12 protein-coding genes are annotated in these 13,708 nt (G+C 37.7%); 8 read left to right on the top strand and 4 right to left on the bottom strand.

All coding sequences use genetic code 11. From position 1 onward, the window contains the following. Positions 1-96 precede the first annotated feature (96 nt). The gene (locus ACFX4W_RS07385; RefSeq protein WP_043975710.1) at positions 97-1,734 is read left to right on the top strand and encodes a family 14 glycosylhydrolase; all 1,638 of its coding nucleotides are present in this window, start codon (positions 97-99) and stop codon (positions 1,732-1,734) included. A gap of 49 nt (positions 1,735-1,783) precedes the next feature. On the opposite strand, the gene msrA is transcribed toward ACFX4W_RS07385, so the two are convergent. Beyond that, positions 1,784-2,299: a peptide-methionine (S)-S-oxide reductase MsrA gene (gene msrA, locus ACFX4W_RS07380; RefSeq protein WP_043975708.1), complete on the bottom strand. Its 516-nt coding sequence runs from the start codon at positions 2,297-2,299 to the stop codon at positions 1,784-1,786. A 368-nt stretch (positions 2,300-2,667) separates the two neighbouring features. On the opposite strand from msrA, the gene ACFX4W_RS07375 reads away from it, so the two are divergent. Beyond that, on the top strand, positions 2,668-4,005 hold the full coding sequence (locus ACFX4W_RS07375) for an ATP-binding protein (protein ID WP_043975706.1): 1,338 nt from the start codon (positions 2,668-2,670) through the stop codon (positions 4,003-4,005). Positions 4,006-4,168: 163 nt separating this feature from the next. Continuing rightward, positions 4,169-5,065, top strand: coding sequence for a hypothetical protein (locus ACFX4W_RS07370; RefSeq protein ID WP_043975703.1), 897 nt, complete (start codon positions 4,169-4,171; stop codon positions 5,063-5,065). Positions 5,066-5,258: 193 nt separating this feature from the next. On the opposite strand, the gene ACFX4W_RS07365 is transcribed toward ACFX4W_RS07370, so the two are convergent. Further along, positions 5,259-6,815, bottom strand: a complete 1,557-nt coding sequence (locus ACFX4W_RS07365) for an ABC-F family ATP-binding cassette domain-containing protein (protein WP_013055117.1) — start codon at positions 6,813-6,815, stop codon at positions 5,259-5,261. A 261-nt stretch (positions 6,816-7,076) separates the two neighbouring features. Between ACFX4W_RS07365 and ACFX4W_RS07360 the strand changes: the two genes are divergently transcribed. Together ACFX4W_RS07360 and ACFX4W_RS07355 are read left to right on the top strand one after the other, a co-directional pair. After that, on the top strand, positions 7,077-8,009 hold the full coding sequence (locus tag ACFX4W_RS07360; RefSeq protein WP_043975701.1) for a D-2-hydroxyacid dehydrogenase: 933 nt from the start codon (positions 7,077-7,079) through the stop codon (positions 8,007-8,009). A 99-nt stretch (positions 8,010-8,108) separates the two neighbouring features. Then, a complete protein-coding gene (locus ACFX4W_RS07355) occupies positions 8,109-9,194 on the top strand; it encodes a nitric oxide synthase oxygenase (protein ID WP_043975699.1) in 1,086 nt (361 codons plus the stop codon). A gap of 48 nt (positions 9,195-9,242) precedes the next feature. Here the strand turns inward: ACFX4W_RS07355 and ACFX4W_RS07350 are convergent, their stop codons facing one another. After that, on the bottom strand, positions 9,243-9,374 hold the full coding sequence (locus ACFX4W_RS07350) for a YflJ family protein (protein WP_016762840.1): 132 nt from the start codon (positions 9,372-9,374) through the stop codon (positions 9,243-9,245). Between the two features lie 173 nt (positions 9,375-9,547). Then, a complete protein-coding gene (locus ACFX4W_RS07345) occupies positions 9,548-9,997 on the bottom strand; it encodes an Rrf2 family transcriptional regulator (RefSeq protein ID WP_013055121.1) in 450 nt (149 codons plus the stop codon). A 216-nt stretch (positions 9,998-10,213) separates the two neighbouring features. Between ACFX4W_RS07345 and hmpA the strand changes: the two genes are divergently transcribed. From hmpA to ACFX4W_RS07330, 3 genes are all read left to right on the top strand, one after another. Further along, positions 10,214-11,395, top strand: coding sequence for an NO-inducible flavohemoprotein (hmpA, locus tag ACFX4W_RS07340; RefSeq protein ID WP_043975696.1), 1,182 nt, complete (start codon positions 10,214-10,216; stop codon positions 11,393-11,395). Positions 11,396-11,467: 72 nt separating this feature from the next. Then, the gene (locus ACFX4W_RS07335; protein WP_043975694.1) at positions 11,468-12,757 is read left to right on the top strand and encodes a lysine N(6)-hydroxylase/L-ornithine N(5)-oxygenase family protein; all 1,290 of its coding nucleotides are present in this window, start codon (positions 11,468-11,470) and stop codon (positions 12,755-12,757) included. A gap of 143 nt (positions 12,758-12,900) precedes the next feature. Then, a complete protein-coding gene (locus ACFX4W_RS07330) occupies positions 12,901-13,413 on the top strand; it encodes a type 1 glutamine amidotransferase domain-containing protein (protein ID WP_013081517.1) in 513 nt (170 codons plus the stop codon). The last annotated feature ends 295 nt before the right edge of the window (positions 13,414-13,708 follow it).

Genomic DNA, 13,708 nt, shown 5'->3' with positions numbered 1-13,708 from the left:
GTCCTGGCGGGGCGTCTTTTTTTTTATAAAAGAAAAAGGAAAAAACTAAAATCCGCCGAATACCTATAGGTGATTTTGAAAAAATGGAGGGAAGATATGAAACAGCTATGTAAAAAAGGGTTGGCTTTCGTTTTGATGTTTATTTTTGTTAACGCTTTCATTTTAAGTCCAATTAACGGAGCGGCTGCCGTAGATGGAAAATCAATGAATCCAGGTTACAAAACCTATTTAATGGCGCCTTTAAAAAAGGTAACAGACTATACAACATGGGAAGCGTTTGAGAACGATTTACGCAAAGCGAAACAAAATGGATTTTATGCAGTGACAGTAGACTTCTGGTGGGGAGATATGGAGAAAAACGGCGATCAGCAGTTCGATTTTTCCTATGCGCAGCGCTTTGCTCAAGCAGCTCGTAATGCAGGTATAAAGATCGTTCCTATTATTTCTACTCATCAGTGCGGAGGCAATGTAGGAGATGATTGTAACGTTCCGCTTCCATCTTGGGTATGGAACTTAAAAAGTGATGACAGCCTTTACTTTAAATCTGAAACAGGTACGACAAATAAAGAAACGCTAAGCCCGCTTGCAACGGACGTTATTTCTAAGCAATACGGAGAGCTCTACACGGCATTTGCGCAAGCGTTAGCACCTTATAAAGACGTGATTGCTAAAATCTATTTATCAGGAGGCCCTGCAGGTGAAATTCGTTATCCGTCTTATACAGCAGCAGACGGAACCGGCTATCCGTCTAGAGGGAAATTTCAAGTGTATACATCCTTCGCCAAGAGCAAGTTTCAATCATATGCTTTGACTAAATACGGTTCACTCGCTGGCATTAATCAAGCATGGGGAACCAATTTAACGTCTGCATCGCAAATTTTACCGCCATCAGATGGCTATCAGTTCTTAAAAGATGGTTATTCAACAGCTTATGGAAAAGATTTCTTAGCATGGTATCAAGGAGCTTTGGAAGATCATACAAAACGTATTGGACAGTTAGCTCATCAGGCTTTTGATTCCACCTTTAACGTACCAATCGGTGCAAAAGTGGCAGGAATTCATTGGCAGTATAACAATCCCACGATTCCTCATGCTGCAGAAAAACCTGCTGGATATAATGATTACAACGCGCTTTTAGATGCGTTTAAAACAGCTAAGCTAGATATAACGTTTACGTGCTTAGAAATGACGGACAGCGGAAATTATCCGGAATATTCTATGCCAAAGACGCTTGTACGCCAGGTAGCGGGTATTGCGAATGCAAAAGGAGTTGTTTTAAACGGGGAAAATGCTTTAACTATAGGCAGTGAAGATCAATATAAAAAAGCAGCTGAAATGGCCTTTAACTATAATTTTGCAGGATTTACTTTGCTTCGTTTCTACGATGTTATCAACAATGATACGTTGATGGGGCAATTTAAAAATACGTTGGGCGTTACACCACTTGCGCAAACGGTTGTAGTAAAAAATGCGCCAACTGCATTAGGAGAAACGGTTTATATTGTTGGAGACAGAGCTGAGCTAGGTCAGTGGGATACGTCCATTTATCCAATTAAATTAACATATAATTCATCTACAGCTGATTGGAGAGGCACCGTCTATTTTCCTGCGAGTCAAAATGTTCAATTTAAAGCAATTGTGAAGAGAGCTGATGGATCGTTAAAAGCATGGCAGCCTTCGCAGCAATATTGGAGCGTGCCGTCAACAACAACGACTTATACAGATAATTGGTAAAACAAAACCGCATAGCGTTTGCTATGCGGCTTTATTTTGAACACAAGAATTATTTCCAGTTCGTTTGAATAAATTCATCTCGACCAGACTTAGCGCGGTCTTCTTTATAATGCTTTGGATTTTTCTTGTGAAAATCTTGGTGATACTCTTCGGCTTCATAAAACGTAGAGGCAGGAAGAATGCTTGTTACGATGGGTTTTTTAAAACGTCCGCTTTCTGCGACCTCTAGCTTCGTCTCTTCAGCTGCTTGTTTTTGGTTGTCGTTATGGTAAAAAATTGCTGTTCGATATTGCGAGCCGCGATCTTGAAATTGACCTCCGTCATCTGTTGGATCAATTTGCGGCCAATAAAGATCTAATAAACGTTTATACGGAAACACTTCGGGGTCAAATGTGATTTGAACCACTTCGTAGTAACCGCTTGTTCCAGATTTTACTTGCTCATAAGTAGGGTTATCCACAGTTCCCCCCATATATCCTGATACAATGCCGTGAATACCTTCTAGCTCTTCAAAAGGTGTAACCATACACCAGAAACATCCACCTGCAAATGTAGCTTTTTCCATACGTAATCCCTCACTTAATCCGTTGTTATGAAGGGTATTATAACAAATTTATATTGAAACAGCTAGAAAAGGGTTTGTAGTCTGTGTAAAAGCTGTGGATAAAGGTGAATATCCACAGCTTTTACACAATAAACTCGACTGTTTTGAAGATTGAAAAATGAAGGAGAGAATAAAGAAAAAATGATAGAATAGATAAGATGTATATATCGTTTTAGAAGAAATTGCACAACAGAAGTACAATCTACGGACTGGACTTTGGGGTGCTGATGGCATCTAGATAAATAAAGTTAGTACGTTAGTAACAAGAGGTAAGAAACAGCATATTCGCGCTGTTAAATAAATATACAAAGATAATAGGAGAGTTGAATATGTTACAAGATAATCTCATCCTAGAGCACTATGGATTAAACGAATTAAATTTTGATACGATCAAAAGCTATCGGGATCGGTTTGCTGAAGTAAAACCAGCTCATCCTTGGAATGCGCTTGAAACAAAGGAGTTTTTATACAAAGTAGGAGCTTGGGGAAAGGTTAGAGATACCCATAAAGAAGGAGTCACACTCGCAGGCCTGCTTTTATTCAGTGAAGAACGGATTATCACAGAAGTTTTACCACAATATTTTTTAGAATACCGGGAAAGTAAAGGGAACGAAGAATGGACAGAGCGCTTTACCTCTCAAGACGGGACGTGGTCAGGAAATATTTTTGATTTTTATTTTCATATTCATGAAATTGTTCGTAATAGCGAACCTCAGCCGTCAATCGCTTCCTCTTTAACAGAAGTTTTGATTAATATGCTTATTCATGCAGATTATAATGGCGAGGGCGGCGTTATTTTAGAAAAGCAACCTTCTCATTACGTTTTTTCTAATCCAGGCCTTTTGTTAGTACCTACAGATTCAGTTTTTAGCAATACCGTTAGTCAGCTTCGAAACCCAAATATCGTTAAGCTATTCAGTTTACTAGGGCTATGTGAACGTTCGGGCTCTGGTTTGAAAAAAGTAAAGCAAAATTGGAGCCTGCATCATTATAAAACGCCAGCTATTGATCAAGATGTTTCTATGCATCGTACAGTGGTCACGTTATCTTTGTCCACTCAAGAAAGACAGGTAAGTTCTTCTGAAAAAGACACTTACAATACGTCCATAACCGATTCGGGAAATAATTTTAAGGATGTCGAAAAATATCAAAATACACCTGAAAACAATGTCGAAATCGACTCCTATAATAAAAATAATTACTCCTATAATAAAGGATTAATAGAGGAGTTTAAGTCATATAATAACGATAATAACTCCTTTAATAAGGAAGGTAACTACTATAATAACGAGAGTAACTTATATAATAACGATGATAACTCCTGTAATAATAACCATAACTCCTATAATAATGAGCAAGAAGAGGATTCTTCTAATTTGGTAAATGTAGAGAATATTGATACGAAGCTATGGGATATTGCAGCGTTGGCTCGTGAAAAAAAACGGCTTTCGCCGAATCAGATGGAACATATTATTCTTGAGTTATGTAAAGAAAAACCGCTCATGCTTAAAGAGTTTGCTTATTTACTAGAAAGAACGCCGGATGGAGTACGTAATAATTATTTAACAAAGCTATTACGAAAAGGACAATTACAGTTGAAATATCCAAATCAGCCAAACCATCCAAAACAGGCATATTTATTTAATAAGAAAGATATAGAGAAATAAATCAAGCAACCGATAGAACATATAGAGATTCAGCTGCAAAAAATTGATAAGGAGGAGTTTGCTAAAAGCTACAGATTTAAGGGGGAAATTCACCATAAAGTTGTGCCAAGCTGTCAGACTCTCTTTATATGAGTTCTGGCTCGTATAAAGGAGGAAAAAGAGTGTGAAAAGCAAGTGCGTTCTTATTTTTCTGGTGGTTGTATGGCTGTTTAATATGGGGAAAGGAATAGGATGTGGATCAAAGGTGAATGCAGAGATAAATATACCGCTGTCGACGTGGGTGTGGGATACAAAGAAATGGATGCTGAACCAAGAAGCTATCCTCGAAAAGCTTCAAGAAAAAAAGGTGACAAACGTTTATTTACAAATTGATACTCATCTTTCACCTTCCGTATATCGGCATTTTATCCAACAAGCACAAGCCCAGGGCATAAGTGTTTACGCACTTGACGGCGCTCCTTATTGGATAGGGCCTTCTGGTATAGAAGAGCAGGAAGCATTTTTTAATTGGATAACAGCTTACCAAGCACAAGCAGACGAGCCACAGCAATTTTCAGGGGTTCATTTGGATGTAGAGCCTTATTTGTATAAAAGTTGGGAAAATAATCGAGCGAAAAGTATTCTGCAGTATCAATATGTTATTTCTCAAGCCGCTGTACAGTCTCATGAGTTACACTTGCCGCTTGCTGTAGATATCCCGTTTTGGTTTGACGAAGTTCCATTCAAAAATAGCAATGGTTCCGGTTCGCTGGGGCGGTGGATTATTCAGTACGCTGATGAAGTCACAATTATGGCGTACCGGAACCACGCAGATAAAGAAAACGGTATTGCTGAAATAACAGAAAATGAACGCAAGTGGGGACGTGTACTATCCACTCCGATTGAAATAGGGGTAGAAACGATGGCTTCAGATGAAGGAGAATACATTTCTTTTTCTGCTAAAGGAGAAGAAAAGATGATGCAAGAGCTGGGTATGTTGCTTACAAAGTGTCAAGCTGAAAATCCTCCAAGCAGTATAGCTGTTCATTATTTTGATAGCTGGCTTCAGATGAAGCAATGACAACGAAAAGACCGCTGCATCGCTGCAGCGGCCCTTTTGGGTTTAGGGAGTATAGATACAATATAGCCATTTTCTTAAAGGACTATACATAAAAAAAGTAACCATTTAAAAAATGGCTACTCACACAAAGGGGGGGAACTTAATCTTATCATTCCCACTTTTTCTAAAAGATATGCCTCTTTTAACCCGTTTTTTAAAATAATTTAGTCGTCCAAGATTCACAGTTCCACACGTCTGTGACAACATCTTGATAAAATTCAGGTTCGTGGCAAATAATTAAGATACTTCCTTTGTATTCTTTTAAAGCTCGTTTTAATTCATCTTTCGCATCTACATCTAAGTGGTTTGTAGGCTCATCCAGTACAAGAATGTTGGTTTCATTGTTAATTAGCTTACATAGACGAACTTTTGCTTTTTCTCCACCGCTTAGAACTTCTACTTTACTTTCAATATGTTTTGTTGTTAAGCCGCATTTAGCTAAAGCTGCACGAATCTCGTATTGGGTAAAGTGAGGAAACTCATTCCATACTTCTTCAATACACGTATTGTAATTAGCCGTTTTGATTTCTTGTTCAAAATAGCCAATATGCTGGTAATCTCCTTTTTCTACAGAGCCTGAAATCGGTTTGATTTCTCCTAAAATACTTTTTAAAAGAGTTGTTTTCCCGATTCCATTTGCTCCTACAAGGGCAATCTTTTGACCTCGCTCCATTTTTAAATTCAGTGGCTTAGAAAGCGGCTCTTCGTATCCAATGACTAAATCAGATGTTTCAAAAATTAATTTGCTTGAAGTACGAGCACCCTTAAAGTTAAACTCTGGTTTTGGACGCTCCTGAGCTAGTTCAATTACTTCCATTTTATCGAGCTTTTTTTGACGGGACATGGCCATATTTCTTGTCGACACACGGGCTTTGTTTCTCGCTACGAAATCTTTTAAATCTGCCATTTCTTGCTGTTGTTTTTTATAAGCTGCTTCAAGCTGCTGTTTTTTCATCTCATATACTTTCATAAAATCGTCGTAGTCTCCTACATAGCGATTTAACTCTTGGTTTTCCATATGATAAATTAAATTGATCACGCTATTTAAAAATGGAAGATCGTGAGAAATTAAAATAAAGGCATTTTCATATTCTTGCAAGTAGCGTCGCAACCACTCAATATGCTGTTCATCCAAGTAGTTTGTAGGCTCATCCAGTAAAAGAATTTCTGGTTTTTCAAGCAGCAGTTTGGCTAATAATACTTTCGTACGCTGTCCGCCGCTTAAATCCTGTACATCGCGATCTAAGCCGATATCTTCTAATCCTAATCCGCGTGCAATTTCTTCGACTTTCGCATCGATAACATAAAAGTCATTGTTTGTTAAGAGGTCTTGAAGCGTACCGACTTCTTCTAATAGTTTTTCGAGTTCTTCTGGTGATACCTCCGCCATTTTCTCGTAGAGGCCATTCATTTGAGCTTCTAAATCAAATAAGTATTGAAAAGCACTTTTTAGTACATCACGAATAGAAAGGCCGCGCTCTAATGCTGTGTGCTGATCTAAATAGCCAACGCGCACTTTTTTAGACCATTCTACTTTTCCAGCATCCGGTTCTAGCTTGCCTGTAATGATGTTCATAAATGTTGATTTACCTTCGCCGTTTGCTCCAATTAAGCCGACGTGTTCACCTTTTAACAATCGAAATGATACATCGTTAAAAATCGCACGGTCACCAAAACCATGGCTTAGATTTTTTACGTTTAATACACTCATGCTGACACACCTTTTCTTTTAAAATATCTATCGTACGTTTCGTTATAAACAAATTGATTCATAACGATTATAGCGAACTTATATACATAAATCCATATGAGTTTTCCAGCCTTGAAAGTCATATAAAATTCACTCGCGTCTTCCTTTCACTTCATTCATACTATATATATCAATGTAGAAAATCCTTCATGACGAAGGAACGGTTATATCGAATCATTCAAATAGAGTATACAAAAGAATAAAAAGGCAGGGGGAAAAGAAATGAACATTCATACGATACTAGTGGCAGGAAGAATGCATAAAGAGCTGGAGGAGATAATCAAACAAAAGCAGCTGTCTCAGACGTTTCGATTTATGGAAGAGCAAGACGTTACAATTGAAGATTTAAACTGGGCTGACGCGCTTTTATCCTTCGGTCCAACGAATTGCTTTGAAGATCATAGCCTTAAATGGGTTCATTCTCTCGGCGCAGGAGTCGATCGGTTCTTAGAAAGCGGTAATTGGAAAAAGAGTGTGATGTTAACACGTACGGTTTGTTCATTCGGTCAGCGAATCAGTGAATATTGTCTTAGCTATATGCTAGCTGAACTTCAGCACCACGCACAGTTTCAGCAACAGCAAAAACAAAAGCAGTGGAAAGTGGTAGAGCCTAAGCAGCTTTCTACTCAAACGGTCATAATTTACGGAACAGGTGAAATCGGCGGGCGTCTTGCAGCCGTTTTAAAATCTTTTGGTGTACGAGTAATAGGTGTATCTAAAAGTGGAAATGAAAAGCCGTCATTTGATCAAGTGGTCTCGATTTCGAAGGAAAAAGAATTGCTAAAAGAAGCCGAATGGATTATTAGTACAATGCCGCTAACACATGAAACAAAAAGCTACTTTGATCCCAAATGGATGAATGTAGTTGAAAATGCATACTTTATAAATGTTGGACGAGGAGCAACTGTAGATGAAAATGCGTTAGTAGAGGCTATTGAGCAAAAACGTATTCGAAAAGCATACATAGACGTGTTTGAGCATGAGCCGTTAACGAAAGAATCTTCTTGGTGGGATTATTCAAACATCATCATAACACCTCATATTTCAGCGGTGACTACGGCTGAAGAAGCCATTGAGTGCTTTGTTGAAACGCTGCAAAAAGTTGAGCAAGGCGAATTGCCTTCTAACTTGGTTAATATTGAAAGAGGCTATTAAAGCATTATGATGCGCGTTTCCGCTATGAGAATGGTATACTGAAACTTGCTTTTCTTGAACGAAAAGAATGAAATCTGTTCTTCTAGGGGGGAACAAACGTTGAAGCAAGAAGAACTATTTGAACAAGCACGTGTATTTATAGAGACGTGTTACGCTGAACTTGAAAAAAGCGAAGCGGATAAAAACAAGCGGTTAAAAGAAATCCATCAGCAAATTATGTCACTCGGACATTATGATCATACATTTGAAGAGTTAGAGCACGGAGCTCGTATGGCTTGGAGAAACAGCAATAAATGTATTGGACGATTATTTTGGCAATCGCTCAATGTATTTGATAAGCGAGATGCGAACACAGTTGAAGAGGTAAGAGACGCCCTTTTTCACCATATTGAATATGCAACAAATGACGGGAAAATCCGGCCTACTATTACGGTGTTTAAACCGAAAATGAAAGCAAAAGAGCCGGTTAGAATATGGAATCATCAGCTAATCCGCTATGCGGGATATGAGACGGAATATGGTATGGTAGGAGATCCTGATTCTATTGCGTTTACGGAGGTTTGCCAAAATTTAGGATGGGAAGGTGAGAGAACTCACTTTGATGTTCTTCCTCTTGTACTGCAAGTTAATGAAGAGTCACCTCGATGTTTTGAGATTCCCAAACATTTAGTGAAAGAAGTAGCTATTACGCATCCAGAACTTCCTGAATTTGAAGACTTACAGTTAAAATGGTACGCTGTCCCGATGATTTCAGATATGAAGCTAGAAATTGGAGGGATTGATTACGTCGCGGCACCATTTAATGGATGGTACATGGGGACTGAGATTGGGGCGCGAAATTTAGCGGATACGTATCGCTATAATCAACTTCCAAAAATAGCTTCTATGATGGGATTGAACATGGATTACAACGCGACGCTTTGGAAGGATAAAGCTCTTGTTGAATTAAATGTTGCAGTGCTTTCTTCTTTTAAACGAGAAGGAGTTAGCATTGTAGACCATCACACCGCTGCTCAGCAATTTCACTTGTTTGAAGAAAGAGAGCAAAAAAATGGCCGCGAAGTGACTGGGAACTGGACGTGGTTGATTCCGCCCGTTTCGCCAGCTACCACGCATATTTTTCATAAGCCTTATAAAAATAAAGTATTATCACCAAATTATTTTTATCAAGACGCTCCTTATTAAATGAACAAAAAAGAGAGTACGCATTTGTACTCTCTTATTACACGTTAATTAATTTTTGTGTTTATCAAGCAAGTTAGCAAGTACATATGTTTTGTACTTTTCTACTTTGCGGCCTTCGTGGTTGCGAACTCCTCGTTTCTTAAGTTCCTCAACATACCAACCTTTGCTTCCTACGTGCATACTCAAACACCCTTTCGTCATTTTTTTAGGATGAACAGAATGAGGTTCATTGTCTGCTCGAATGGAGACATCTTGTCTTTCCAATACGTGCCTCATTGTAACATCTTTTATTTTATGATGAAAGGGAAAAAGGTTAAAAAAACGAGAATGATTTCAAATGAATTTTAGTTTAATCATTCCTCGTTTTTTTGAGATAGAAGGAGGAGGTTTAATTCATCTTTATTTTGAATTAGATCTTCTAGCGTATATTGATCCAATACCTTAATGAAGGCTTGCATGGCTTCATGTAAAACACTTTTTAACTTACAGACGGGGCTAATAATGCAGAAGTTTCCTTCACAGTCAAAACATTCCACGATATGAAAATCTTCTTCTGTTTGACGTACCACTTTTCCAATATTAATGTCTTTTGGAAGCTGAGCTAAACGAATACCGCCGTTTCGTCCTCGAATCGTTTCAATTAAGCCAAGTTTTCCAAGCTCGTGAATGATTTTCATAAGATGGTTTTTTGAAATATTATACGCTTCAGCAATTTCTTTTATATTGCTTAGTTTATTATTATCGCGAACGCCTAAATATAATAAAACTCGCAGTGAGTAATCTGTATATTGTGTGAGCCTCATCTTTTTACCTCTTCTCTTATCAGCAGCTGATATATCTATAATAGCATGTCTATATCTAAGAAATACAGAAAGAATGCTCTCATTTTTGACGAGGCGAATTTGTGAACATTTCTTTAAATATGTATATAAAATATATCTTTTTAAGTTGGATATGAGTATCATAAAGATGTATTAAAAATATATCTTTTAAAAATGAATCTTTCGGAGGCGAAAGTTATGAAACAAACAACTATTTCTATTGTAAAAAGTACAGTTCCTGTTTTAGAACAGCATGGTCAAGCAATTACCACTCGTTTTTATGAGATGCTTTTTGAACAGTATCCTTCTTTAAAAAATGTATTCAACCAAACAAATCAAAAAACAGGCCGTCAGCAAATGGCGTTAGCTAATACAGTTTATGCCGCTGCGCAGTATATCGATCGGCTTGAAACGCTGCTTCCAGTTGTAAAGCAAATCGCTCATAAACACCGCAGTATCGGCGTAAAAGCAGAGCACTATCCAATTGTCGGAGAGTTCTTATTAAAAGCAATTAAAGATGTTTTAAAAGAAGCTGCGACCGATGAGATTATGGAAGCTTGGAAAGAAGCATACGGTGCCATTGCGGACGTGTTCATAAGTGTGGAGCAAGAATTATATGAAGAAGCCGAAGAAAAAGGATGGAAAGATTATAAAAAACTAATGGTTCATAAAAAAGTAAAAGAAGCAGAAGACGTGTACTCGTTTTATTTAGTATCACCTGATCAAAAAGCGTTGCCTGCTTTTCTGCCAGGTCAGTATGTGAGTGTACGCATTCCTGGTCAAGAGTATTTATCTATTCGTCAGTACAGCTTATCAGGCTATCCAAGTCAACCATATTATAAAATTACGGTGAAAAAAGAAAAGCAAATGGAAGACGGGGTCGTGTCAACTTATTTACATGACCAATTGAAAGAAGGAGACTTGCTTGAAGTCAGCGTTCCAGCAGGAGATTTTGTCTTAAAAGAAAATAGTAAATCAGTATTTATCAGCGGAGGTGTAGGAATTACTCCAATGATGTCAATGCTGCATCAAGCACTGGAAAACAATCAAGAAGTAACATTTATTCACAGTGCTAAAAATGAGCAGTTTCATGCAATGAAACAAGACCTTCAATCGTTGTCAGAGACATATACGTTTGAACAACACGTTTTCTATAGTCAAGCGCAAACAGACCAGCATGATGAACATATAACGTATGGTCGCTTAACTAAAAAAGAGCTAGCTAAATATGCCGGCGATAAACATGCATATTATTATGTTTGTGGATCTTCTTCATTTACGCAAATGGTGTTAGAAGGCCTAGCTGAAATGGGTATTTCCCAAGAAAATATCATGTATGAATCGTTTGGCCCGAAAATGAGTATGACTCCTTCCGCATAAATGTATGGAAAAAGGGTAAAAAGCTAACAGTAGACAATACTGTTAGCTTTTTTTATGAAAGGGAGTTTAAAGATGACAAATAAGCAGTATGACATGGTGGGAATAGGAATAGGACCTTTTAATTTAGGCTTAGCGGCCCTTGCTGAGCCTCTTGATGAAATTGATGCCGTCTTCTTTGATAAAGAAGAGAAATTTGAATGGCATCCGGGCATGTTAATTGACGGCACGGACTTGCAGATTCCGTTTCTAGCAGACTTAGTTACATTTGCGGATCCAACAAGCCCCTATTCTTTTCTAAATTATATTCACAAGCAAAAACGCTTGTATCCGTTTTTTTTCTTTAATCGTTTTGACATTCCGCGTCAAGAATACAACGAGTACGCAAAATGGGTAGCGGAGCAGCTATCTTCCTGCCACTTTTCTTCAAAAGTTGTGGACGTGATACCGAAAAATGAAGAAGAGTATTATGAAGTAAAGGTAGAAACACCTGATGGAATTCAAACGGTAAATGCTAAACACGTTGTAATGGGAACAGGAAGTATTCCACTTGTACCTCCGGCTTTTGAAGAAAAGCTTAATGAGCATATTTTACACAGCAGCGGCTATTTACATAAAAAAGAAGAGATTCAAAAAGGAAAGCATGTAACGATCGTTGGTTCAGGGCAAAGTGCTGCAGAGATTTTTCTTGATTTACTAGAAGAACAGACTGAACATCATTACCACCTTACATGGTTTACAAGATCCTCTAATTTTTTTCAGCTTGATCAATCCAAGCTTGCTCAAGAGTTATTTTCGCCAGACTATGTAGATTACTTTCATTCGCTGCCTTTTGAGGAACGTACAAGCACGGTAGAAGATTTAAATCCTTTACGTCACGGAATTGAATCTTCTACCTTAACGAAAATCTATGATTTACTTTATCATCGTTCACTTAAAGGAAAAGTACCCGTTACGATTCAAGCTTCGACTGAAGTAAGTGATATTCATAAAAAAGGAAATGGATATGAGCTGGAGTGCAAACAATTAAAGGCTGAACGCTCTTTTCAATACGAAGCGGATCGTTTGATATTGTCCACGGGCTATAAGCCAAAAATTTCGCCGTTCATCGAACGAATAAAAGATGATATCGAATGGGAAGATGACAAGCGTTTTAAAGTCACAAAAGATTACCGGCTTGTCTTTAAACAACCTCGTAACCACCACTTTTTTACGTTAACCAATATTGAACATTCACATGGATCTGGCGCAACAAATCTTGGTTTATCCGTTCAGCGCAATCAGCGTATTCTGAACGTGATTGCAGGGAGAGACGTGTACCCAGTTCCAGAAGAGACGACGTTCCAGACATTTAATTTGTTTTGAATTTCTTCTTTATAAAAATCTTCAATGTGGTTTTTGATTATTGTAGAAAAGTTTTTTACCCATAAACTATGTTTAAAAGAATAGTGTACGGGTATTTTATTTATAGAACATTAGTACACAAATCAATTAAGGAGTTGCTTAGAATGAGTAAGAAAATTGCAGTACTAGTAACAGATTTATTTGAAGATGTGGAATATACAGATCCAGCCAAAGCCTTTGAAGAAGAAGGCCATACGCTAACAAAAATCGATGTTAAAACAGGTGAAGTAACAGGTAAACAAGGCGAAACAACATTAACAATTGATAAAGCAATTGCGGATGTAAAACCAGAAGATTTTGACGCATTGTTTTTACCGGGAGGTTTCTCACCAGATATCTTACGTGCGGACGATCAAGTCGTAGCTTTCACAAAATCATTTATGGATGAAGGCAAACCGGTTATGGCTATCTGTCATGGACCACAGCTGCTAATCAATGCTGAAACATTAAAAGGACGTGACGTAACTGGTTTCAAATCAATTGCTATTGATTTGAAAAATGCAGGTGCAAACTTCCATGACAAAGAAGTGGTGGTATGCGGTAATCAACTAGTTACAAGCCGTACACCAGACGATATGGAAGCATTCGTACGTGAATCAGTAAATGTCTTAAAGTAAGTAAATAATATTAGTAAAACTTTCTGTAAAAGGTGATAACAGGGTGGTTTACCACTCTGCTGTCGCCTTTTTTGTATGTAACGATTTTGACGAGGAATTTACAGTTATATTACTGCATTGGATGAAGCGGTTTCTAAAAAAATATGAAAACCTTTTACTATCAATAGATAGAAGCCACGTAACACAATCGAAATATTTTTTACATAAATGAAAGTATAATTTTGGTAGCTTAAAAGACGTTGCGAGTTTCATAGTTTTCATGCAACAATGAGGGTGCATCACGAGATTGGCTTGC

It is taken from the genome of Priestia sp. YIM B13489, assembly GCF_042787645.1.
GTDB classification, from domain to species: domain Bacteria; phylum Bacillota; class Bacilli; order Bacillales; family Bacillaceae_H; genus Priestia; species Priestia megaterium.
Note: the sequence above shows the minus strand (reverse complement) of the source record. Positions and strands in the feature narration are given on the sequence as shown.